The organism is Aquimarina algiphila, from assembly GCF_007489275.1.
In the GTDB taxonomy this organism is placed as follows: domain Bacteria; phylum Bacteroidota; class Bacteroidia; order Flavobacteriales; family Flavobacteriaceae; genus Aquimarina; species Aquimarina algiphila.
Genome location: NZ_VLNR01000004.1, coordinates 106,637 through 130,885 on the forward strand (window position 1 = coordinate 106,637; position 24,249 = coordinate 130,885).

Sequence of the window (24,249 nt, forward strand, 5' to 3'; positions counted from 1 at the left end):
CTGGTATATTTTTAAAATTCATATAATTTCGAATACATCATAACTACATCACAATGTTAAAACTTAACATTGCGTTAAGATACCTATTACTTCAAAGCCGTTATCAACTGTAGCTTCTAGCCTATAAATCCTATTGATGTAGTTTTTATGTACCTCTTCTTTACGGTTAAACAGTAATCACTTTATTAATTTTATAAAAATTTAACTTAATAATTAAACAATCATGAAAATAAAAAGTGCATTATTATTGATTATAGTTTTTTTAACACAAACTATAGTATATGCACAAGATAATGTTCTCATTACAGGAAAAGTAAATGATAGTGATGAGTTACCATTACCAGGTGTAAACATATTAATAAAGGGAACTAACAAAGGAACACAATCAGATTTTGAAGGAAATTTTAGTATTGAAACCATAAAAGGTGATATTCTGATATTTTCCTATATAGGATTAGAAACACAAGAAATTAGTATCCAAAATCAAAATACTCTTGAGGTAACCATGAGTCCTAATACTGATTCTTTAAATGAAATTATTGTTGTTGGATATGGTACTCAAAAAAAGACGGCTATTACAGGAGCTGTTGTCTCGGTAAGTACAGAAGATATTGTAAAACAACCTGCATTAACAGCTCTACAATCAATACAAGGAAAAGTTGCCGGAGTAAACATAATTGCAAATGATGCACCCGGAGCAACACCAACTGTTATTGTAAGAGGTTTGGGGACAGCTCAGGCAGGACGAGAGCCTTTTTATGTTGTAGATGGTCAACCTACACAAGATATAAGAAGCATAAATCCTTCTGATATAGAATCTATAGAATTTTTAAAAGGAGCTTCATATGCTAATATTTATGGGATAAGGGCTGCTAATGGAGTTATTTTGGTTACTACCAAAAAAGGAAAAAAGGGAAAGGCGATTTTTAGTTTTGACTCCTTTTATGGTATTAGAAATGTACTTAATCAAGTTGAGATGGCTAACGCAGATCAATACATTCAGTATTTTAATGAAGAAAGCGCAGCTGTAGACGGTTTTCAGTTACAGCAAAATCAACAATTTAATACTGATTGGTACGATGAGTTGATACAATTGGGAAATATAAATAGTAATAACTTTTCGGTATCCGGAGGAGGAGAAACTATAGATTATTTTTTTAGTTATAATTTATATCAAGAGGAAGGAATCTTGAAAGATAATGAGTATAGTAGAGGAACCATTAGAAACAATAATACATATCATTTATTTGAAAATAAATTTAGAATCACTCAAAATATCAATATTACCTATACCAATGAAGCTCCAAAACCATTCGGATCATTTAATAATGCTTATCGTCAATCTCCTTTAGTTCCAGTTTTTTATTCTAACGGAAGGTTTGGACAATCATTTGTAAACCAATCTACTGGAATAGTTACATTTGAATCTGAAGATGGCGAATCAGTAGGTAGATTAACGCCACATGGAAATCCCGTATCTGATGTACTTTTTCAAGATATTGACATTAACACCACCACACTACAAGGTCAAATTGCTACAGAAACAGATATCACAAATGATCTTACATTTACTGCTAGATTTGGAGCTACACAATTTTATTCTAAAAGAAATGAATACAATCCTATTAGAGAAAGATGGTTAAACGCTGACCCAAGACGTACGATTGCAGAATTCGAAGCAGGAAGAGTCGATGAGGATGGAGATGGTACTATCTCTACAGAGTTTGCTAATAATTCATTGAATGTACAAGATGTTGAATTTTTTAGATGGAATCTAGAAGGCTTTTTAACCTTTAACAAATCTTTTAATAAGCATAGCTTATCCACTACTGTTGGATTAAGTAGAGAAAAATTTGGTGGAAGAGAACTTGTAGAAGCTCAGGGGTTTGATGTGTTTGAAGAGAAAAGACTTCGTAATTTAAGCAGGAGAACCTCTTCATTTTTTGACAACACCGTCGTTCAACAATTTAATCAGTCTACAAATCTACAATCTTACTTTGCACGTGTAGAATACGATTTTGCAGACAAATATTTTTTAAGAGGAGTATGGAGAAGAGATGGTACGAGTGATTTTGTAACAGGAGAAAATTTCTTTGATAATTTTCCAGCATTTAGTTTAGGATGGAACATTTCTAATGAGAACTTCCTAAAAGAGAGTACTTTTATAAATCACTTAAAAGTGTTTGGAGGGTGGGGACGATTAGGAAATGCTAATGTTCCTTTTAATGTACAACAAATAGACACAGATCCAGATAGTGGTAATCAAAATTATGTCTTCGGACCTACACAAAGTCTTATTTTCGGAGCTTCTTTTGGTAGTCCTGTTGAACCATTACAATGGGAAATCACTGAAGAATGGGAATTAGGATTAGATTTTGCATTTCTTAATAGAAAATTATCTGGAACCGTTGCTTATTATGATAGAACAAATACAAATGCTATAATCAATGTTCAAAATATTTTAAACTCAGAATCTGAAGGTAACTTTTTAGCTCATGCTGCCGAAGTATCTAATACTGGTATCGAAGTTTTAATAAACTGGCAGGATAATTTAGGTAAAGATTTGACTTATAATATTGGTGTAAACTTCTCTACAAACAAAAATCGAGTAGAAAATGTAGTTCCTGGTTTTGATGGAGAAACTGGAGGTAGTTTAAACAATGGACAAATAACGAAAAGATTACAGGAAGGTCAACCACTGTTTGCATGGTGGTTACTAGAAGCTGATGGAGTATGGCAAAATCAGGATGAAATTGATAACAATCCCTCTGTTGGTAATGCTGCTCCGGGACACTTACGTTATGTAGATCAAAATGCAGATGGCGTTATAGATGATAGAGATAAAAAGTTTTTTGGTAATTATGTTCCTACATTTAATTATGGTATAAAAATCGGAATCCAATACAAACAACTTGATTTTAGTGTAGATGGTTTTGGAGTTGGAGGTAATGAGATATATAATGGTTTAGCAAGTACCAGATTAGGTGGAGAAAATATTACAGAAGAGACTTTTAATAGTCGATGGACAGGTGAAGGCTCAACCAATGCTGCACCAGGAGCAGACAGGGATGCACTTGCCTCTTCTTATTGGTTAGAAAATGGGGATTTCTTTAGAATCAATAACATCACGCTTGGGTATACGTTCAACAAGATCGGATTTCTAAATAAAGCTCGTTTTTATGTAACAGCACAAAACCCTTTTATGTTTACCAATTACTCAGGGTTTACACCAGAACTAAATCAAAATGGTAACCCTGCGCAAACCACAGGAATTGAATTATCTGCATATCCTACGACACGGTCTTTTATTTTTGGTGTTAACCTACAATTATAATTAAAATGAATCAAATAATAAATATTATGAAAGCTAAACTAAAATTAATAGTATTCGCGCTTCTGTTTGTAGCTTTCTTTACAGGTTGCGATGATTTTGTTGAAGAAGTAGAAGTTGTAGCTCCCACAGCAGAAGAGAGTGGTGAAGTTTTTGAGCCTATTCAATTCGTAACAGGAGTGTATGGCAGGCATACCGATTTTGCATATGCCTTTTCTTTTCTTGGCATCACCGAAATGATTTCGGATAATGCTGATAAAGGAAGTGCTCCTACAGATACTGGGGCTGATAAAAATTTACTGGATGGTCTTACGCATACTACATCTTCTCCTTCAATTAGAGCAATGTGGACTCAATGGTACAAAACAATTGGAAGAGCAACTCAAGCAATAGAATATACAGAAACTTTTGAGATGACAAACGAAGAACTAAGAGAACGCCTTATAGGTGAATGTAAGTTCTTAAGAGCTTTAAATTATTTCTGGTTAGTTCGTTCTTTTGGAGATATTCCTTTACAACACATAGATATCATAAACAGAGCTCCGACCTCGGATGTCTATGCTTATATAGAACAAGATTTATTAGAAGCCATACCTGCCTTACCTTTTAAAAGTGAATATGCAGCCTCAGATTTAGGAAGAGTTACCAAAGGAGCTGCACAATCCCTTTTGGCAAAAGTATACTTATATCAAAAAAAATGGCAAGAATCTGCAGATATGGCTAATACAGTAATTACCTCAGGTGAGTATGATTTAGAACCTGATTATGCCAAAGTATGGAGAGTATCTGGTGAAAATGGTTTAGAGTCTGTCTTTGAATTACAAGGAAGAGGCGAAATTGTAGCACATGGGATTCAACAATATTCTACTACACAAGGTGCTAGGGGACCTAGTGGTTGGGGATGGGGTTTTAATACGCCATCAGAAGACTTATTAAATGCCTTCAATGTAGAAGGTGATGATATAAGAAGAGATGCTACTATTATATTTGCTGGTGAAACATTGTTTGACGGAAGAGTAATCGATGCTGGAGTAGAAAATCCAAGATATAATGAAAAAGCGTATTCAAGTGCTAATGCAGGTCAGGGAGATGGTGACAAAAATATTCGTATTATTCGTTTTGCCGAGGTTTTACTAATTCGCGCAGAAGCACTAAACGAGCTCAACCTCTCTTCTGATGCTTTGACTAACCTTAATAGAGTTCGCAATAGAGTGAACCTTGAGAATATTACCACTACTAATCAGTCTGAATTAAGACAGATCATTTGGAACGAACGCAGATTAGAATTAGCCATGGAACATGATCGCTGGTTTGATTTATTAAGAACAGGTCAAGCACCAGCGGTTATGATTGCACATGGTAAGCCTTTTGAAACTGGGAAACACGAACTCTTTCCAATTCCAAATGATCAATTAATTCAAACTCCAAAAATGATGCAAAACCCGGGATGGTAATAAACTATAAACATTTATACTAATTAAAATTTATTTATGCGAATCATCATGATAACCGTGATCTTCTTCACTATAATATGTATTGGGTGTAATGATCAAAAAACATCTCAAACTGATACAATATCAACGCCTGAACAAGAAGAAACGATTGAGATACTAACAGACACAGAACTTCTAGACAAAATTCAAAAACAAACGTTTAATTATTTCTGGGAAGGAGCAGAACCTAATTCTGGATTGGCTAGAGAACGTATCCATTTGGATAATATTTATCCTCAAAATGATGAAGATATTATAACAACAGGAGGGTCTGGGTTTGGACTAATGGCTATTTTGATAGGTATTGAACGAAATTATATTACCAGGAATGAAGGTGTATTACATTTTAAAAAAGTAGTTCAATTCTTAGAAAAGGCAGATCGGTTTCATGGTGCATGGCCACATTGGATTAATGGAAAAACCGGTAAAGTAAAGCCTTTTAGTCAGAAAGATAATGGTGGGGATCTCGTAGAAACAGCTTTTCTCATACAAGGCTTGTTAACTGTTTCAGAATATTTTAAAGAAGGCAATGAAAATGAAAAAGAATTAGTTCAAAAAATAGATAAACTTTGGAAAGAAGTAGAATGGGATTGGTACACCAAGAATGGAGAAAGAGTACTGTATTGGCACTGGTCTCCTGATTATGAATGGGAAATGAATTTTCCTGTTGGAGGATATAATGAATGCTTAATAATGTATGTTCTCGCTGCTTCCTCCCCCACTCACTCTATCGATAAAGAAGTATATGAAAAAGGATGGTCACGTAATGGTGATATTGCAAAAGGAACAGTATTTTATGGTTTAGATACAGAGTTAGATCATTATGAACATGATAATGATCCTATTGGTCCTCTTTTTTGGGCGCATTATTCTTATCTTGGATTAAACCCAAAAGGACTAACAGATCAATATGCCGATTATTGGAAATTAAATAAAAATCATGCTAAAATCCATTATAACTATGCTTTAGATAATCCTAATAATTTTGAGGGTTACGGCAAAGATTGCTGGGGACTTACTTCAAGTTATTCGATGAAAGGATATTCTAGTCATCGACCTGGTAGAGACCTTGGAGTGATATCTCCCACTGCTGCTCTATCCTCTTTTCCTTATACTCCAAAAGAGAGTATGCAATTCTTGAGGTTTATGTATGAAAAGCAAGATAGCCTTATTGGTAAATATGGCCCTTATGATGCTTTCAGTTTACAACATGATTGGTATGTCCCACGATATTTAGCTATTGATCAAGGTCCTATACCTGTGATGATAGAGAATCACAGGACACAATTGTTATGGAACCTCTTTATGAAAAACAACGATGTCAAAAATGGTCTTCAAAAATTGGGATTCAGCTATGGAAACTAAAAAAATAGTATGTTATTTATTTTCAATATTTCTGGTCAGTATAGGAATTGCTCAAAGTGGTAATTCTTATGAAAAAGAAATACTAATAAAAGGAAAAGATACTCTTCGTTATCGTATTCTGTGGCCTATTGATTTTACTGAAGATAAAGAATATCCGGTAGTTCTATTCTTACATGGAGCTGGTGAACGCGATAATGATAATCAAAAACAATTGGTACATGGAAGTAGATTATTTCTAGATTCAGAATTCAGGGAAAAACATCCATCTATTGTCATTTTTCCTCAGTGCCCCAAAAACGATTATTGGTCCAATATAAGTATTGATAGAACTAAAAAAGGAAGAGAGAAATTCAGTTTTAAATATGGAGAAATACCAAATTCAACACTTGCATTAGTAATTGATTTGATGGATCAAATGGTTAATAAAAATTTCACCAAGAATGATCAGGTATATATTGGAGGATTGTCAATGGGTGGTATGGGAACATTTGAAATGCTATATAGAAGACCAAATATGTTTGCAGCCGCATTTCCAATTTGCGGAGGTGGTGATCCAAATTCAGTTTCAGAATATGTAAATAAAGTTGCTCTTTGGATTTTTCATGGTGCTAGAGATACTGTAGTAGATCCTACCTTTTCTGTAGATATGGTAGAAGCTATTCTAAAAGCTGGCGGTTTTCCTAAATTCAGCCTATACGATTTTGCAAATCACAACAGTTGGGATACTGCTTTTGCTGAACCAGAACTATTGTATTGGCTATTTTCAAATAAAAAAAAGAATAAAGAATGAATTTCCGACACGAAATAAATACAATACTCATTATTGGTCTCACTTTTATAATTCATTCCTGTAGTGATCAAAAAAAACACTCTAAAACAATAAAATCACCCTACACTTCTCAAATAGATTCTTTAATGAACCTTATGACTTTAGAAGAAAAAATAGGCCAGACAGTGATGTACAGTGGAGGTTGGGATAAGACAGGACCTAAAGTAAGCGATGATAATATAAAGCATATTCGTGAAGGCAATGTAGGCGCAATGCTTAATGTCTATTCTGCTAAAGGAACAAGAGAGTTACAACAAATTGCCATAGAAGAAACACGTTTAGGCATTCCTTTACTTTTTGGATATGATGTAATTCATGGTCATAGAACTATTTTTCCGATAAATTTAGGTCTGGCAGCAAGTTGGGATCTTAAACAAATTGAAAATAGTGCCAGAATCGCCGCAGAGGAAGCTTCTGCAGAAGGAATTCACTGGACCTTTGCTCCTATGGTGGATATAGCAAGAGATCCTAGATGGGGTCGCATATCTGAAGGTGCTGGAGAGGATACTTATCTGGGAAGTCAGATTGCTAAGGCTTATGTAAAAGGCTTTCAAGGAAATGACCTTGCTGCAAACAATACTATTATTGCTTGTGCCAAACATTTTGCAGGATATGGTGCTGCTCAAGCAGGTAGAGATTATCATACAGTAGATATGAGTGATGGAGAACTATGGAATACCTATTTACCTCCGTTTAAAGCAACTGTAGATTCTGGTGTAGAAACATTTATGACAGCCTTTAATGACTTAAATGGTATTCCCGCTTCCGGAAATCAATCTTTATTTAGAGAAATATTACGAGAGCAATGGAATTTTAAGGGTTTTGTTGTTTCTGATTATACAGCTATTAATGAGTTAATACCCCATGGTTTTGCTAAAAACGAAAAAGATGGGGCTCGCTTAGCTATGAATGCTGGTGTAGATATGGATATGATGGGAAATGTAAATAGATTATATCTAAAAAAATTAATAGAAGAGAATAAAGTAAAAAAAGAAACTGTAGAAGAAGCTTGTCGAAAAATATTAGAAACTAAGTTCAAACTTGGACTTTTTGATGATCCTTATCGATACAGTAATGAAGATCGGGAGAAAGAAGTTATTTATAAAAAAGAATTTCTGGATGCCGCACGAAATGCTGCGGCTGCTTCATCTGTATTATTAAAAAATGATAACAAGACACTACCAATTACTAAGAACAAAACAATCGCCCTTATAGGCCCATTAGCAAAAGATAAGGAAAGTATTATTGGTAATTGGGCAGCCGCAGGAGATCGCTATGGCAAAGCGGTTAGTATCTATGAAGGACTCCTTGAGTATGTTGATGAAAAGAATATATTTTATGCACAAGGTTGTGATATTTTATCGAATGATGAAAATCTATTTAATCAAGCAATAGATGCTGCAAAAAAGGCTGATATTATTGTTATGGTCATGGGAGAACATTATCATATGAGTGGTGAAGCTGCCTCTCGAACAAATATTAAATTGCCCGGATTACAAACAACATTGATTAAAAAGATTACTGAAGAAGTCCCCAACAAACAAATTGTTCTAATTCTAATGAATGGAAGACCTTTAGATCTTTCTGAAGAACATATACTAACTGATGCTATATTAGAGACATGGTTTCCGGGGACAATGGGTGGTTTAGGAATTGCCGACATATTATTTGGCACATACAATCCTTCTGGAAAATTACCAGTTACATTTCCCCGAAATGTTGGGCAGATTCCGATATACTATAATATGAAAAATACTGGTCGTCCTATTAATCCTTCAAATCCAAAAGAAGATTATAAATCTAATTATATTGATGTTTCCAATACTCCTTTATATCCCTTTGGTTATGGACTTAGTTATACCAATTTTGAATATAAAGTTACTTCCTCTGGTAAACAACTTATACCAGGTGAAGAAATAACCATATCAGTAGAAATAAAAAATACAGGAAATTATGATGGATCAGAGATAGCACAACTATACATCCGTGATAAAACCAGAAGTATAACTCCTCCCGTTAAAGAATTAAAAGGGTTTAAAAAGGTTTTTATGAAAAAAGGAGAAAGTACAAACCTAACTTTTACAATCACTACTGAAAATTTAAAATTTTACAATCAACAATTAGACTTCACTTATGAGCCGGGAAGATTTGAGTTTTTTGTTGGAGGAAGTTCTGATTTACCTTTTACACATGAATTTGAATTAATTGAAGAAGACAAATAATGTTAATCAAAAAGTATATCATAGTTATTATAGGTATTAGTTTTTTTTCTTGTCAACAGAAAAAACCTCAACCACTTGAAAAAACTATTGAAACAACTTTACCTAATATTATATTTATTATGTCTGATGATCATGCCAGTCAAGCTATTAGTGCCTATGGCCACCCTATTAGTCAACTAGCGCCTACCCCAAACATTGATAGAATTGCTAGAAATGGTGTTTTATTCGAGAATGCTTTCTGTACCAATTCTATTTGCGGACCTAGCCGGGCAGTCATTCTAACCGGAAAACATAGCCATATCAATGGTTTTAGGCAAAATGGAGAGCTTTTTAATGGAAACCAACCAACTTTACCAAAAATGCTACAAAAATCAGGTTATCAAACTGCTATAGTTGGTAAATGGCACCTTCATGGACATCCACAAGGTTTTGATTACTGGAACATTATTCAGGATCAAGGGAATTATTATAACCCAGATTTTATAAAGAACGGAGATTCTATACAAATTCCAGGATACGCAACAGATATTATTACAAAAGAATCACTATTGTGGTTAAAGACCAAACGAAAAGAAAACAAACCGTTCTTTCTTATGGTACATCACAAAGCTCCTCATAGAAATTGGATGCCAGCATTACGACATTTGAATATATACGATTCGATTCAATTTCCTTTACCCAATACTTATTACACAACACATAAAAATCAACAAGCGGCCAAAGAACAACTACAAACCATTTATAATGATATGTATGAAGGGCATGATCTTAAGATGTCTGTTACCGAAGGGTCTACAAAATTGGCTCACAACCCCTGGGTTAGTGATTTTAAAAGAATGACCACAGAACAACGAAGAATATGGGATAAAGCTTACATATCTAAAAATAATGCTATGCATCGAGCTCATCTTACGGGCAAAGCTCTTGCAGAATGGAAAGGCCAGAGGTATCTACAAGAATATATGAGCACAGTGGCTTCAGTAGATGAAGGTGTTGGTGAACTGTTAGATTATTTGGAACAAAATGACTTAGATAAAAATACTTTAGTCGTTTATACTTCGGATCAGGGGTTTTATCTTGGAGAAAGGGGATGGTTTGATAAACGATTTATGTATGAAGAATCTTTACGAATGCCTTTGTTAATGCAATTCCCGGGAACAATTAAACCAGGAACAAAAAAAGAAACTATGGTTCAGAATCTTGACTTTGCACAAACTTTTCTGGATTTTGCTAATGCCAACCACTTTTCTAATGAAATGCAAGGTCAATCCTTCAAAGGATTAATAGCAGGTAATGTTAAAGAAAAAGATTTTAGAAATATTATTTACTATCACTATTATGACTTTCCGGCATTTCATATGGTAAAAAAACACTATGGAATTCGAACCAAACGTTTTAAGCTCATTCATTTCTATGATGATATAGATACCTGGGAATTTTATGATTTGGAAAAAGATCCAAAAGAATCAAACAACTTAATCAACAATTTAGTTTACAAGGAGACCATTCAAACCATGAAAATTAAACTTGACTCTGTACAAAAAGTATATAGAGTTACTAATAAAGAGTTTGACAAAGCCACTCCAGAAGAAATCAAAAAAGCATATCAGAGCTTTAAAAGACTTAGAGGAAAACCAATACGATAATAATGAATAAGCTACTCTTTATCACTCTAATTGTATTATTATCACAAGTTCTTCGGGCTCAGGATGTATCTCTATTAACGTATAACATTAAATATGATAATCCAAAGGATAGTATAAATAATTGGGAAAACCGAAAAACCTTTTTGATATCACAACTTCGTTTCTATTCACCTGATATCTTTGGCACACAAGAAGCTCTTTTTCATCAATTACAAGATATACAAATAGCACTAAAACAATATCAGTTTTTTGGTTTAGGAAGAAAGCATGGAGATGAAGAAGGTGAACATTGTGCCATTTTTTATAACAAAAACAAAGTACAACTCATATCTCAAAATACGTTTTGGCTTTCGCAAACTCCTAACCGACCTTCTAAAGGATGGGATGCAGCCCTAAACAGAATTTGTACTTATGGGGTTTTTCAGAAAAAAAATTCTAATGACAGATTTATCGTTTTCAATACACATTTTGATCATGTTGGTAAAAAAGCCCGAATAGAAAGTTCTAAGTTAATTCTTAAAAAGATTCAAAAAATTAACACTCAAAAATTACCCATTATTTTAATGGGAGATTTTAATTTGGAAATGAATACCGAAGGTATTCGAATAATTCTAAAAGAATTACAAGACACAAATCTGGCAGCAGGTAAGAATGCTTTTGGTCCTGTCGGGACATTTAATGGTTTCCATTTTCACAAACCAGTAACACGAAGAATTGATTATATTTTTTCTGGTAAAGATGATTTTACAATACTAAAGAGTGGAATCTTATCTGATTCTAAAGATTGTCATTATCCTTCAGATCATTTTCCAGTATACACAGAACTACTTTTTAAAAATAACTAAAAGTAGACGAATATTCTTACAGCTTTTAAAAACTAGTATTCTATTATCTATTCATCTAGTTTTTAAATCTTGCAACCAAATAGATTTAGGTTAAAAGTATACATAAAATAATTGAAGACTAAAAGATTACCCAATATTTGCTAAAATTCAAATTTAGAAACAAGGTCTGGCAAAGAATTACAAATCATTTTGTAACTTTAAAATGGAATTAACCAACATTTATGCCTTTTACTCTAGAACAATTTGAAATTTTATCGGAAAAAACATTACTTTTTCTTTTTATTTTAAAGAAAGATGGAAAGATAGTCGCATTCAATAATAGATGCGAAGTATTATTTCCAATGGATAAAAGTGAAATTAAAGGAAAGTACATTACCGACTATATTATCGATGAAGATGTTCCAATATTCAAAGATTCAGTTTGTTGTCTTTCTGACAAAAATCGAATGATTAATGAATCTTTTAGTTTTCCCTCTGGAAAAGATGGTGTTTTATCTTTAAAATTTGATTTTACTCTACACAACAATCTGATATATGCTGCAGGAATTGATACCACAAAGGAATATAAAGAACATCGAGCTTTATTAACCATTTCTAAACTTACTAAAACTGGTGCATGGTATTTTAATCCAAAAAATAATGAAATGTATTGGTCAAAAGGATGTTACCTTATTAAGGAAGCAGACCCGAATATTTCCATGACCAGAGAAAAAGGAGCTAGTTTTTATCCAAAAGATTCTAGAGCCAGAGTCGAAAATTATCTTGATACACTTATTAAAGAAAAGAGACCTTACGAGTATACCGAAAAAATTATTACTGAAAAAGGAAATGAAAAATGGGTAAAAGTAGTTGGTCAACCTGTTATCTATAAAAATGAAGTAATTTTTGTAAACGGTACCATTGCAGATGTCACAGATAGACATAATTATATTGAACGATTAAAATATAGTGAAGAGACCAAACATTTAGCTTTAAAAGGAATACAATCTGGATTATTCGATCATCATATTGCAAAAAATGAAGTTTTTTACAGTATTGATTTCAAAAAAATGCTGGGGTTACCACTGGATCAGGACTTTGTTGCCGAAAAAGAATTTACCAAAATGATACATCCTGATGATTTGAAAGATGCTAATCAAAGACATATCAAAAATCTTAATCAGGAAGGTAATCATTACTATAATCATTACCGTTTAAAACATCTTCAGGGGGGATTTCGACATTACGAAGTTTATGGTTTCCGTAGAAAAAATAAAAAAGGGGAGACTACAAGAATGATTGGTAATTTGATCGATGTGCATCAAAAAAAAATTAATGAACGTACTATTGTAGAAAGTAAAAACAGATTACAGGCAATGGTAAATAATGGATTTGCATATACTGTTTTGCTTAATACCAAAGGTGAGATTTTAATGACAGATGATAAGTCTGTAAAGATTATAGAGAGAGATTTTAAGGTAAATCCTAATAAAGTACAGTCTAGGTTTATTGATGTTATGCCTCTCAATTTTAAAAATTCCTTTGCTCACGAATTTAATGAAGCACTAAAAGGAAATATTGTAAAAAAAGAAATTGAGCGTATTACACACAATGGCAATACGCAATGGTTAGAATCAAAATACACCCCTATTTTGGATCAGGAAAAAACGGTAAATTCTGTTCTCGTTAGTTTTCATGATATTACTGAGCAAAAGCTTGCAGAAATAGCTATTAAAGAATCTCATATAAAAGAACAAGAACTCAATAGCTTGAAATCAAACATATTATCTAATTTTAGTCATGAAATCAGAACGCCTTTAAATGGTATCATGACCGTAAGCAGACTTTTACTTGATGAAGATAAAGCTGAAGAAAGAGAAAAATTATTAGAATACCTGGAAGAAAGTAAAAACAGGCTTCTAAATACCATAAACAACTTATCAAATTTTAGTGAGATTGAAGCTATCAGAAATAATCTCAATCTTCAAGAAATAGACACCAACTACACCGTAGAAACCTCATTTAGAGAGTATAAACATATGGCAGAAGCAAAAAGACTACTATATCAATTAGAATTAGATCAAGCTTGCCCTCAAATAAATGTTGATGAAGATCTCTTTAGAACTGCCTTAAATAATATCATCCATAATGCAATAAAATACACCAATACTGGAAGTATAATTATAAAGATCAAATCAGAAAAATCAAAAAATAATGTTTATATTTCGATAACTGATACTGGTATTGGAATAGATAAAGAGAATCTAAAAAAGATTTTTGACCCTTTTATGCAAGAAAGTATTGGTCTAAGTCGAAAATATGAAGGGACTGGTATGGGATTAAGTTTGTCAAAACGATATATTGAAATACTGGACGGAAAAATTAAAGTCAAAAGTAAAATAGGTAAGGGTACCGAGTTTAAAATTATAATTCCAAAATGCCTATGAATGTTCTTTACGTAGAAGATAATAAAATAAATGCAATGGTAATGGATAAGATGTTATCCAAAAATGACTCTAATGTTATCATTGCAGAAAATGGTTCGCAAGCACTAAAAGTAGTAAAAGAAGAAAATCTGGATCTTATCTTAGTTGATATTAATCTGGGACTTAATCAAATGGATGGTTGCGAATTATTACAAAGGTTTCGCAAATTGGAAATCCTTAAAAACATACCCGTATTTGCTGTAACCGCTTATGCTATGCCAGGAGATGAGCAACGTTTTATAAATATCGGTTTTGATAATTACTTTTCTAAACCTGTAAATTTTGATAAACTTATATCTGTAATATCAAATATAACCTCTTCCTCATTTGATAAAAGACAGACTTCTTAATTTACAACAAAGATTTTTTTAATTATCGAATCTGGCTAAAACGTATTCCTAATTGTTTTTCTAATTCTCGAATAGTCTGCACTTCTGATTTGGTCACTAATGCTAAAGAAATTCCAGTTTTTCCTGCTCGTGCAGTTCTCCCGCTTCTATGTGTATAATACTCTGTTTGATCTGGTAATTGATAATGAAGTACAAAAGATAAATTTGCAACATCTATTCCTCTTGCAGCAACATCTGTCGACACCAACAACTGTAATGTTTTCTTTCTAAAAGCTCTCATCACTTTATCCCTATCTTTCTGGGTCATTTCTCCCTCAAGCAAGCCAACTTCATAATTCTTAGCTTTTAATTGTTTGTGAAGCGTTCTTGCAGCAACCTTTGTTCTTGTGAAAATAATACCTCTCCCCTCTTTTTCTGTTTTTAAGAAATAAGTAAGCGTGTCTAACTTATTAATCTCATCTCCTACTACAAATTGATGATGTATACCTTTATTGACTGCATCTTCTTTATCTATGCTGACTCTAATAGCGTTTTTATTCACATAAGAATCAATAATTTCATTTAAAGAAGAAGGTATTGTCGCCGAAAAAAGCCAAACGTTCCTATAACCTTTAGTTTGACTTAGAATTGTAGTCAACTCCTTTTTAAACCCCATACTTAACATCTCATCTGCTTCATCCATAACCAGAGTATCTATTTTAGAAATATCTACCGCCTTCCTCTTTATAAGATCGATAAGTCGTCCTGGAGTTGCCACAACAATATGCGTCGGTCTGGTAAGTCTGGATATTTGTCGTTCGATTTTCTCACCACCATAAACAGATTCTGTAAAAATCTTATCTGTATACTTGGTAAACTTAAAAAGTTGTTTTGCTATTTGCTGTCCTAGTTCACGTGTCGGTGCCAGAATTAAAGCCTGGACATGTTTTTTTGAAGGATCTATTTGTGATAATAACGGAATTCCGAAGGCCGCTGTTTTTCCTGTTCCGGTTTGAGCTTTTCCAATAAAATCAGTCTGACGATTCATCAGAACCGGAATTGCTTGTTCTTGAATCTTTGTAGGAATACTAATCCCCATTTCCTTAAGACCTTTGTTAAGGTCTTTGGAGACCCCTAACTCTAAAAATGTCATACATATCTGATTTAAGCTGCAAAAGTAATTTAATATCTTTTCATAATTCAACTTAATCAAAAAATAACGTATTTAAGTCATCTAAACTAACAAGAAATACTCATGAAGTATTCAAAAAATTGTCTTTTTAAAGTCAAACCTTTTTTATGAAAATGAGATCTATTCATACAAAAACCTCCAGAGCAATTAAAATCTGAGTTCTCTTCAGAAGAAATGATATCTAATAATACCACTTTATGATCATGCACATGAAATTCGTCTTCATGATCATGACTGTGTTTTTGAGAATCAATATTGTCAGAAAAAACTTTCTTTTGAAGTTTCGCCGAGTTCAAAACATTTTTTGTTTTTGAAGATAACACCAAATAGTCTGTAGAATGTTCTGCTAATTGCTGACTTTGTGCAGTCATAGCAAAGAAACTAAATAAAACAAAAAATAAAGATATAGTACGTAGTTGTTTAGTCATATGGGGCATGATTTTATAATTATTCGCTATTAACTTTCATTTCAAAGTAAATCTATTTCTTAAATAAAAACGGATTTAAACTTTATTTCTCTTTTAATAACATCGGCAAAGTACAAATAAAATCGATGAAATACAAGACATCTTGTTTTTTTAACAATCTGATATGCAAAAACTGTACGCTATATCATCTAGATTCAAAATTAGGTATCCTTTTTTACTCCTAAAAAAGAGATAAATCATCAGATAGATGACTTGGTAAACTTAAATCTACATTCAAATGTTCATTTAATTTAGAAATAAAATACTTCGACAATAATGGAGACTCTTTTTCAATATTCTGATGTACAAAAAAATGTATATTAGAAATTCCTTGCTCTTTCCACTCACCAAGTCTTTTAATCCAATCATCAAGTCTTGTATAATCAGTTTCATGGTTTGCTCCTACATATCGTATAAATGCTTCATTATTGGTTAAGCGCATGTGTAACAAATCTCTTCTTCCAGCGGTATCAGTAATAATATTAGCAACGTTATTATTTTCCAGAAGGGTATATAAATCATTTGCTACTACAGTATCATTAAACCAGTCGGTATGCCTAAACTCTACTGCAAGTCGTATTTCTTTAGGCCATTGTTCTATAAACCGAATAACTCTATCAAAATTCTTGGGACCAAAATTACCGTGTAACTGTAAAAATATAGTTCCTAATTTTTCTTTTAAATGAATCACATTAGACAAGTATTGATCTACATAAGGTTGTACATCTTCGTTTAATCTTTTCAAATGTGATATGTTTTGTACAAGTTTGGGGAAAAATTTAAATCCCGCAGGCGTTTTATCGTACCATTTTTTAAATTGTTCTTCAGGAAATATCCTATAAAAAGTAGCATTTAGTTCTATACAATTAAATTGTCTAGAATAATATTCTAACTCATCTTTTGTTCCTCTGGGATAAAAACCTTTCAAATCTTGTCTGTTCCATTTTGCGCAACCAACATGTATAGATAGGTTTCCTGAAGCGGTTTCTTTTAAAATTCTTCCAGTATTCTCATCATCCTCTGGTAAGGTGAAATCAATTGTTTCTGGATATTCTACTTTGCCAAACTGCATATCAATTATTAAAAAAAGATTAATATAAAGTGTAACAAAAATATGATTTGGTTAACTAACTTTATAACAACATCATAAAAACTTACAACAATGAATGCTTTAAAATCAATTTTGGTAGCTTTTGTTTTAGCTATATCATCTTCTTTTTACGCTCAGACAGCTGACGAAATCATAAACAATTATTTTGAAAATACCGGTGGAAAAGAAAACTGGGAAAAGTTAGAAGGTATTGAAATGGTTGGAGTCATGAAAATGCAAAATATGGAAATTCCATTTGAACAAGTAGCAACAAAAAATGGTAAACAAGTAGTTACAATCGAACTTCAAGGTAATAGAATGGTATGGTCTGCTTTTGATGGAGAAACATCATGGGAAAGAAATCAACAAACTATGGAGGCAGAAAAAAGGGATAATGAAGCAACCGAAAATATTAAAAAACAAGTCAAAGATTTCCCAGACCCATTATTAAACTATAAAGAAAAAGGATATACCGTAGAGTTAATTGGCAAAGAAACTATAGATGGTACAGAAACATTTAAAATAAAACTTACTAAAGATCCAATTCTTATCAACGGAGAATCAAAACCTAATATTTCTCATTACTATTTTGACACAGAAAACTTTGTTCCTATAATAATAGAGTCAGAGATCAATGAAGGTCCAATGAAAGGTCAAACTGTAAAGTCTTCTGTTAGTGACTACCAGGAAGTAAACGGAGTATATTTTCCATTTACTATAAGTAATCAATTTCAAACTCTGGGCTTTAAAGAAATTAAGTTAAATCCTGAAGTTGATGCTGCAGTTTTTGCTTTTCCAGAAAAAAAATAATCTACATCTATTATAATCCCCAAAAAATTATTTTTTTGGGGATTTTTTATTCACACTAAACCAATCAAAACAATTATGTATAAAAAAACAATTGTTGCGGCTATTTGTATTCTATATTCAATAAGTATACAATCTCAGGATATTGTCTTAAAAGGAAAAGAGCTTTTTGGCAATTTAGAGGCACGACAAATCGGTCCTGCTCTTATGAGCGGTAGAATAATTGATCTAGAAAATCACCCTACAAATTCTAAAGTACTTTATGCAGGAACTGCAGGTGGTGGTGTTTGGAAATCTGAAAATGCAGGTGCTTCATTTACTTCAGTCTTTGATGACCATGCTCAATCTATTGGTGTGGTTGCCATTGATCCTAATGATCCCGATAAAACTGTATGGGTAGGAACAGGTGAAATCTGGACAAGAAATAGTGTTTCTATCGGTGACGGTTTATATAAATCTTCAGATGGAGGCGCTAACTGGAAAAAGATGGGATTCGAAAATTCAGAACGAATTAGCAGCATCGAGATCAATCCAAAAAATTCGAACGAAGTATATGTTGGTGTCATGGGTGCTCTATGGGGTGATAGCCCAGACAGAGGAGTATATAAGACTACAGACGGCGGAAAAACATGGAATAAAATATTGTATGTTAATGAAAAAACCGGAGTTAATGATCTTATCATGGATCCTAATGATCCAAATACATTGTACGCAGCAATGTGGGAATTTAGGAGAACCGCATGGGGTTTTAATTCTGGAGGACCAGAGAGCGCATTATATAAATCTACAGATGCAGGAAAAACATGGAACAAAATTCATAATGGCTTTCCCAAAGGTGACTTAGGGAGATTTGCGATTGCTATTGCTCCTTCTAACTCTAAAATAGTATTTGCTGTTGTAGAAAGTAAAGAAAATAAAGGATTATATAGATCTGATGATGCTGGTGCAAACTGGAAACTACTCAATGGAGATTTTGGACTTGTAGTAAGGCCATTCTATTTCTCAAGATTAGTGGTTCATCCAAAAAATCCAGATATTCTGGTAAAAGGAGGTTTGTTTGGATCCATATCCAGAGATGGAGGAAAGACTTTCAAAAATCTTGGGGATATGCATGCAGATATACACGATATTGTTTTTGATATTAATAATCCTGATGCTATGTATGTTGGAACCGATGGCGGTGTTTACAGAAGTTGGGATGGTGGTGCTACCTTGGATATGGTAGATAATCTGCCTGTATCCCAATTTTATCATATTAGTGTAGACAATGAAGAACCCTATAATATTTATGGAGGACTACAAGACAATGGTTCATGGTGGGGTCCCTCTTCCTCTCCCGGGGGAATAGAAGCTCGCGATTGGAAACGCGTAGGTGTCGGAGATGGGTTTAGAGTTTTAAAACATCCATCAAAAAACATTATTTATTCTGAGATGCAGGGAGCGCAAAATGTATGGAGATATGATGTGGATAAAAATTACACCAAAAATGTACAACCTCTCCCTATTAAAGGAGAAGCTGATTTACGCTTTAATTGGAACGCTCCAATGGCAGTAAGTAATCATCAACCCGATCGCTTTTACATGGGAAGTCAATTTCTTCATGTAAGCGAAGACATGGGAGATAATTGGAAAAAAATATCCCCAGACCTTACTACCAATGATCCTGCAAAACAGGATAAAGAGTCCGGAGGTATCTCGGTAGACAAATCCGGTGCAGAAACACATACTACAATTTTTACAATTGCAGAATCACCTATAGATCAAAAAATTATTTGGGTAGGAACCGATGATGGTAACGTACAAGTTACGCAAGATGGCGGGGTTACCTGGACCAATACTGTTGCAAATATTCAAGGATTGCCAAAAAACACATGGGTATATCACATCGAAGCCAGCACACATAATAAAGCTACTGCATATGCTGTTTTTGATGGTCACGCATCTGGAGATATGACTACTTATGTGTACAAAACTTCTGATTTTGGAAAAACATGGAAATCCATTGTTACTGATGAAATCATTGGTTTTGCAAGAAATATCCAAGAAGATTATGTCAATGAAGACTTATTATACCTTGGTACCGAGTTTGGATTATTTATTACTATTAATGGTGGTAAAAACTGGTCTCGTTTCACTAATAACATGCCTGCAACAGCAGTTCATTTTATTGATCTACAGAAAAAAAGTAATGACCTTGTTTTAGGAACTCATGGTAGAGGTGTTATCATTATAGATGATATTTCTCCCTTAAGGCAAATAAACCAAGAGGTACTTATTAAAGATGTTCATTTTTTTGATACCAAGTCGTTTGCCATAAAAGAAGAAGGCGGTTTTGGAGGAGGAAGCACAGAGCTTCAATTTGTTGGTGATAATCCAAGTGCTTCGGCAAAAATTATTTACTACCTCAAAAAGAGACATACCTTCGGAAAAATGACTCTTTCTATTCAGGATCAAAATGGAAATGAAATCGTTAGTCTTGTTCCCGGTAAAAGTAAAGGAATTAATATTGTAGATTGGAATTTTAGGAAAAAAGCACCAAAGGTCGCAGCAGGAAAGACATTTACTTTTGGAGGATTTACGGCTCCGCGAGCTCCTTCAGGAACCTATAAGGTTATACTTACCAAAGGTAAAAAGCAATATGAAAGCACTATAACGCTACAAAATGATCCTAAATCCTTAATTACAGAAAATGATAGAATTGTACATCGTAAAATAACAAAAGAGTTATTTGATGACATGGAGGATTTAGCATATTTGGTATATAAAATTGATCAAAACATTAAAAAAGCAGAGGGAATTGCTAAAAAGGATCCTGCATCGCAAAAAGTTACTTCTGCCGTAATTGCAACATTAAATGCTCTAAAAGAAACTCTGGTAGTTACAACAGGAGATAATTATGTTAACGAAGCAGAACCTCAATTAAGAGAAAAGCTATCAAAATTGTATGGAGAAGTTGCAGATCAATTCGAGAAACCTTCTTTCTCACAAATAGAGAATAAAGAAGTTTTGGAGAAAAGGCTAAATGAAGGGAAAACTGCTTACGAAAAAATTAATAACAAACAAATCGCAAAACTTAACAAATATCTGGAAAAATCAGGAAATACTACTGCCGAAATTTTAGATAAAGAGAAGTTTTTGACTAAATAACATCTATAGTTTTATGATCTATTACACCCCTCCCAGGAGGGGTGTAATGTATATATAAGTTAGCATTAAGATAATATAACACACTTATAAAAAGGGTACATTAGATTTAAATTTAAGCCATTATTGTTTATAACTAGTTTAAAACTCTAATTCAGATCTTGATTTTGAGTACCACAATTAAGTATTTTTAGTAAACCTTCTTTATTATGGAAAACAGGGAATCAAATTTATTGGCAATACGTCCTCAATTATTAAATGCTAAAGTTTCTAAAAACATGTCTAATGATGAGCAGTTTCAGAATAAAACAATTCGGCCTATCATAAAACTACAAGGAGACTTATTAATTGAAGTATTTAAAAATTATATTACAAAAAGAAAAAATACGTTCTACGAATTAACCTTAGAAAAGCGTTTTGATTTCATCGAAAATGCTATTCAAAAGGATATGAAATTCAGGAATAGCCTTAAAGGGATGATTATTGGGCAATTTACAGTAGAAGAATATCTTATTTATATCAAAAATTCTTCGGCTTTAAATAAACGTATGATGAATATTGTAAAAGAACGTTTACATGATAGTGTACAGCTATTAGAATATAAAGTTGCCTGATTACTAAGTAACTTTGTTTTTAAACATTACATTATACATTTCTTGTAAAATTGTTAATTGTGGTAATGCCATATCAAAAAACAAAGCTTTACATATATCTTTAAAGGAATAATAACTATTAACCTATGTTATGTTAAAAAATATTATAAACCTTAAAGGTAGATTCTAATTAAAAGGATAATTCAGTATGTTGTATTAAAAATCATACGGATACTGTTTTAAAATTCTAATACTATTCTAATCTCATTCGCAATGAACCCTGAGGCTTAATTTTTAGCTTTATGATTTTAAAACCCATACTATTCCAAATACTATCGGGCACACACACATGATCAAACGAATATTGGTTATAGAAGATGAACAGAATGTAGCTGCTTTTATTAAGCAAGGATTGTGTGAATCGGGATATGAAGTTTTTTTAGCTTATGAAAGTCTACAAGGTTTGGAACTGTTAAAACAGAAAGAAATAGATTTGCTTATTCTTGATGTTATTTTACCAGGTATGAGCGGGATTTTAATAGCTGAAAAAATCAGGGAACTTGGTTATAAAAATCTACCCATTATAATGCTCACAGCACTAGGAACAACCGAAAATATAGTCAAAGGTCTAGATTCAGGAGCCGACGACTATCTGGTAAAACCTTTTAAATTTAAAGAACTATTGGCCCGTATCCGAGCATTGTCAAGACGACATGAATCTTCAATTGTCATAAACCAAAAATTAACTATACTCGACCTAGAACTTGACAAAGACGCCAAAATAGTAAAAAGATCTGGCGATGAAATCAAATTAACCTCCACAGAATTCCGTTTACTCGAGTTTTTATTAAAAAACAAGAATAGGGTTTTGAGCCGTATCGATATCCTTGAAAATGTATGGGATATTAGCTTTAATCCTGGAACCAATGTCGTTGACGTTTATGTCAATTACCTTAGAAACAAAATAGATAAGGATTGTAAACCAAAACTAATCCATACAGTAATCGGTATGGGATATACTTTGCGTGAGCCTGCTGACAATGAAGATTAGAAATAAAATAACATTAATGTTTGTATTGCTCACTGCCTTGTTACTGCTGTCAATATTTTTATTTATCTATTTTTCTGTAAAACATTATACAGAAAATGAATTTTATCTTAGATTAAAGCAAAGGGCATCAATTGCAGCACAGACGTATTTAGAAGAAGATGAATTAAGTACAAATATATACGAAGATATACGTAAAAAACACTTACAAATCTTACCTAACGAGAAAGAAGATATTTTGAAAGTCGATATGGTTCGAAAAACTTTGGTTTCATCTCCCGAATCCTTATTGAAAATGGAATTCTTTAATGAAGTCTTTGCCTCCGGATATGCAGAGGCCAAAATAGAGAAAAAACATTATACAGCTATTCTTTATAAGGATAATCAGGGAGATTTTATTGTAGTACTTTCTGCAGAAGATCTTTACGGATCTGCAAAAATGCAAAATCTCTTAAGAACACTGTTAACTGGATATGTATTGAGTTTGATCATACTTTTAGTAATTGGGCGCTATTATGCAAAGGAAGTTTTAAAGCCTATTTCTGATATCACAAATCAGGTAAACAGAATAAGGGCAAAAAATCTTGACCTGCGATTGGCCAACGGACATAAAAAAGATGAATTAGGTGAACTATCTAGAACATTCAACAATATGTTGGATAGGCTCGAAACTTCTTTTGAAATGAAAAGCAGTTTTATACATAATGCCTCACATGAACTCAAGAATCCTTTAACAGCTATCATTGGTCAATCAGAGATTGCGCTTAACAGTACTAGAACTAAACAAGAATATATTGTTACACTTCAAACCATTGAAAAAGAAGCTTTACGACTTAATGAGCTTATCAATGCTCTTCTTGAACTGGCCCATACCGAATCTGATTCAAAAGGTTTGATTATTGAACATATACGAGCTGATGAGCTTGTAACCGAATTAAAAACAAGTTTTGACACTTCCATTTCAAACAAAATAAATTGTGATTTTCAATTTTTGCCCAAAAATCCTGATAAGCTCATTTTTCAAGGAAACCACGACCTTATAAAGGTAGCTTTACTAAATATTTTAGACAATGCATTGAAATATTCAAAAAATGCAAAAGTTGACCTTAGTCTTAAGGCAAAGGAGAATTCAATTCTCATCTCTATAAAGGATAAAGGTATCGGCATACCCAAAGATGATGTTAAAAATATTTTTGAACCTTTTTACCGAGGCTCGAATGCAAGGGCTTATGAAGGGTTTGGTTTTGGACTTCCCCTATCCCATAAAATAATACATCTTCACGGTGGAGAGCTAAAAATTCATTCAGAAATAGGACAAGGAACACAAGTCTTAGTACAGTTACCTAATGTTGATCAAGGGTTAACGATAGCTAGTTAAAATTT

At 32.9% G+C, this 24,249-nt stretch carries 17 protein-coding genes; 14 read left to right on the forward strand and 3 right to left on the reverse strand.

Annotated features, from left to right (window positions below; all coding sequences use genetic code 11):
- Positions 1–223: 223 nt before the first annotated feature.
- From FOF46_RS03040 to FOF46_RS03080, 9 genes are all read left to right on the forward strand, one after another.
- Positions 224–3,334 carry a SusC/RagA family TonB-linked outer membrane protein gene (locus tag FOF46_RS03040; protein ID WP_143915422.1) on the forward strand — a complete coding sequence of 1,037 codons (3,111 nt, stop codon included), beginning with the start codon at positions 224–226 and terminating at the stop codon, positions 3,332–3,334.
- A 26-nt stretch (positions 3,335–3,360) separates the two neighbouring features.
- Positions 3,361–4,785, forward strand: coding sequence for a RagB/SusD family nutrient uptake outer membrane protein (locus FOF46_RS03045; protein ID WP_143915423.1), 1,425 nt, complete (start codon positions 3,361–3,363; stop codon positions 4,783–4,785).
- A 36-nt stretch (positions 4,786–4,821) separates the two neighbouring features.
- Positions 4,822–6,189, forward strand: coding sequence for a glucoamylase family protein (locus FOF46_RS03050; RefSeq protein WP_143915424.1), 1,368 nt, complete (start codon positions 4,822–4,824; stop codon positions 6,187–6,189).
- Positions 6,179–6,979, forward strand: a complete 801-nt coding sequence (locus FOF46_RS03055; protein ID WP_143915425.1) for a carboxylesterase family protein — start codon at positions 6,179–6,181, stop codon at positions 6,977–6,979. Before FOF46_RS03050 ends, FOF46_RS03055 begins: the two co-directional genes overlap by 11 nt.
- On the forward strand, positions 6,976–9,240 hold the full coding sequence (bglX, locus tag FOF46_RS03060) for a beta-glucosidase BglX (protein ID WP_143915426.1): 2,265 nt from the start codon (positions 6,976–6,978) through the stop codon (positions 9,238–9,240). Before FOF46_RS03055 ends, bglX begins: the two co-directional genes overlap by 4 nt.
- Positions 9,240–10,886 (forward strand): sulfatase family protein, encoded by a 1,647-nt coding sequence (locus tag FOF46_RS03065; protein WP_143915427.1) that lies wholly within the window; start codon positions 9,240–9,242, stop codon positions 10,884–10,886. Before bglX ends, FOF46_RS03065 begins: the two co-directional genes overlap by 1 nt.
- 2 nt (positions 10,887–10,888) lie before the next feature.
- Positions 10,889–11,731, forward strand: coding sequence for an endonuclease/exonuclease/phosphatase family protein (locus FOF46_RS03070; RefSeq protein WP_143915428.1), 843 nt, complete (start codon positions 10,889–10,891; stop codon positions 11,729–11,731).
- Between the two features lie 221 nt (positions 11,732–11,952).
- Entirely contained in the window at positions 11,953–14,157 is a 2,205-nt protein-coding gene (locus FOF46_RS03075; protein ID WP_143915429.1) for a PAS domain-containing sensor histidine kinase, read from the forward strand.
- Complete coding sequence (locus tag FOF46_RS03080) at positions 14,154–14,546, forward strand: response regulator (RefSeq protein ID WP_200825117.1); 393 nt, start codon at positions 14,154–14,156, stop codon at positions 14,544–14,546. The genes FOF46_RS03075 and FOF46_RS03080 overlap by 4 nt, the downstream gene beginning before the upstream one ends.
- A 22-nt stretch (positions 14,547–14,568) precedes the next feature.
- On the opposite strand, the gene FOF46_RS03085 is transcribed toward FOF46_RS03080, so the two are convergent.
- From FOF46_RS03085 to FOF46_RS03095, 3 genes are all read right to left on the reverse strand, one after another.
- On the reverse strand, positions 14,569–15,678 hold the full coding sequence (locus tag FOF46_RS03085) for a DEAD/DEAH box helicase (RefSeq protein ID WP_143915430.1): 1,110 nt from the start codon (positions 15,676–15,678) through the stop codon (positions 14,569–14,571).
- A gap of 86 nt (positions 15,679–15,764) precedes the next feature.
- Positions 15,765–16,145, reverse strand: a complete 381-nt coding sequence (locus FOF46_RS03090; RefSeq protein ID WP_143915431.1) for a hypothetical protein — start codon at positions 16,143–16,145, stop codon at positions 15,765–15,767.
- A gap of 220 nt (positions 16,146–16,365) precedes the next feature.
- A complete protein-coding gene (locus FOF46_RS03095; RefSeq protein WP_109436841.1) occupies positions 16,366–17,256 on the reverse strand; it encodes a DUF72 domain-containing protein in 891 nt (296 codons plus the stop codon).
- Between the two features lie 90 nt (positions 17,257–17,346).
- Here FOF46_RS03095 and FOF46_RS03100 point away from each other — a divergent pair, with 90 nt between their 5' ends.
- The 5 genes from FOF46_RS03100 to FOF46_RS03120 all read left to right on the forward strand — a co-directional run bounded on the left by FOF46_RS03100 (position 17,347) and on the right by FOF46_RS03120 (position 24,244).
- Positions 17,347–18,084, forward strand: a complete 738-nt coding sequence (locus tag FOF46_RS03100) for a LolA-like protein (RefSeq protein ID WP_109436842.1) — start codon at positions 17,347–17,349, stop codon at positions 18,082–18,084.
- Positions 18,085–18,159: 75 nt separating this feature from the next.
- Entirely contained in the window at positions 18,160–21,228 is a 3,069-nt protein-coding gene (locus tag FOF46_RS03105) for a hypothetical protein (protein WP_143915432.1), read from the forward strand.
- 206 nt (positions 21,229–21,434) lie between these two features.
- The gene (locus FOF46_RS03110; protein ID WP_109436844.1) at positions 21,435–21,839 is read left to right on the forward strand and encodes a glyoxalase; all 405 of its coding nucleotides are present in this window, start codon (positions 21,435–21,437) and stop codon (positions 21,837–21,839) included.
- A gap of 328 nt (positions 21,840–22,167) precedes the next feature.
- Complete coding sequence (locus tag FOF46_RS03115; RefSeq protein ID WP_143915433.1) at positions 22,168–22,869, forward strand: response regulator transcription factor; 702 nt, start codon at positions 22,168–22,170, stop codon at positions 22,867–22,869.
- A complete protein-coding gene (locus FOF46_RS03120; RefSeq protein WP_143915434.1) occupies positions 22,859–24,244 on the forward strand; it encodes a sensor histidine kinase in 1,386 nt (461 codons plus the stop codon). The genes FOF46_RS03115 and FOF46_RS03120 overlap by 11 nt, the downstream gene beginning before the upstream one ends.
- The last annotated feature ends 5 nt before the right edge of the window (positions 24,245–24,249 follow it).

Coding starts and splice junctions, on each gene's coding strand:
- FOF46_RS03080 (WP_200825117.1), top strand. CDS start 14,154: ATGAATGTTCTTTACGTAGAAGATAATAAAATAAATGCAATGGTAATG.
- FOF46_RS03065 (WP_143915427.1), top strand. CDS start 9,240: ATGTTAATCAAAAAGTATATCATAGTTATTATAGGTATTAGTTTTTTT.
- FOF46_RS03070 (WP_143915428.1), top strand. CDS start 10,889: ATGAATAAGCTACTCTTTATCACTCTAATTGTATTATTATCACAAGTT.
- bglX (WP_143915426.1), top strand. CDS start 6,976: ATGAATTTCCGACACGAAATAAATACAATACTCATTATTGGTCTCACT.
- FOF46_RS03085 (WP_143915430.1), bottom strand. CDS start 15,678: ATGACATTTTTAGAGTTAGGGGTCTCCAAAGACCTTAACAAAGGTCTT.
- FOF46_RS03055 (WP_143915425.1), top strand. CDS start 6,179: ATGGAAACTAAAAAAATAGTATGTTATTTATTTTCAATATTTCTGGTC.
- FOF46_RS03090 (WP_143915431.1), bottom strand. CDS start 16,145: ATGACTAAACAACTACGTACTATATCTTTATTTTTTGTTTTATTTAGT.
- FOF46_RS03045 (WP_143915423.1), top strand. CDS start 3,361: ATGAAAGCTAAACTAAAATTAATAGTATTCGCGCTTCTGTTTGTAGCT.
- FOF46_RS03110 (WP_109436844.1), top strand. CDS start 21,435: ATGGAAAACAGGGAATCAAATTTATTGGCAATACGTCCTCAATTATTA.
- FOF46_RS03050 (WP_143915424.1), top strand. CDS start 4,822: ATGCGAATCATCATGATAACCGTGATCTTCTTCACTATAATATGTATT.
- FOF46_RS03040 (WP_143915422.1), top strand. CDS start 224: ATGAAAATAAAAAGTGCATTATTATTGATTATAGTTTTTTTAACACAA.
- FOF46_RS03115 (WP_143915433.1), top strand. CDS start 22,168: ATGATCAAACGAATATTGGTTATAGAAGATGAACAGAATGTAGCTGCT.
- FOF46_RS03075 (WP_143915429.1), top strand. CDS start 11,953: ATGCCTTTTACTCTAGAACAATTTGAAATTTTATCGGAAAAAACATTA.
- FOF46_RS03120 (WP_143915434.1), top strand. CDS start 22,859: ATGAAGATTAGAAATAAAATAACATTAATGTTTGTATTGCTCACTGCC.
- FOF46_RS03095 (WP_109436841.1), bottom strand. CDS start 17,256: ATGCAGTTTGGCAAAGTAGAATATCCAGAAACAATTGATTTCACCTTA.
- FOF46_RS03105 (WP_143915432.1), top strand. CDS start 18,160: ATGTATAAAAAAACAATTGTTGCGGCTATTTGTATTCTATATTCAATA.
- FOF46_RS03100 (WP_109436842.1), top strand. CDS start 17,347: ATGAATGCTTTAAAATCAATTTTGGTAGCTTTTGTTTTAGCTATATCA.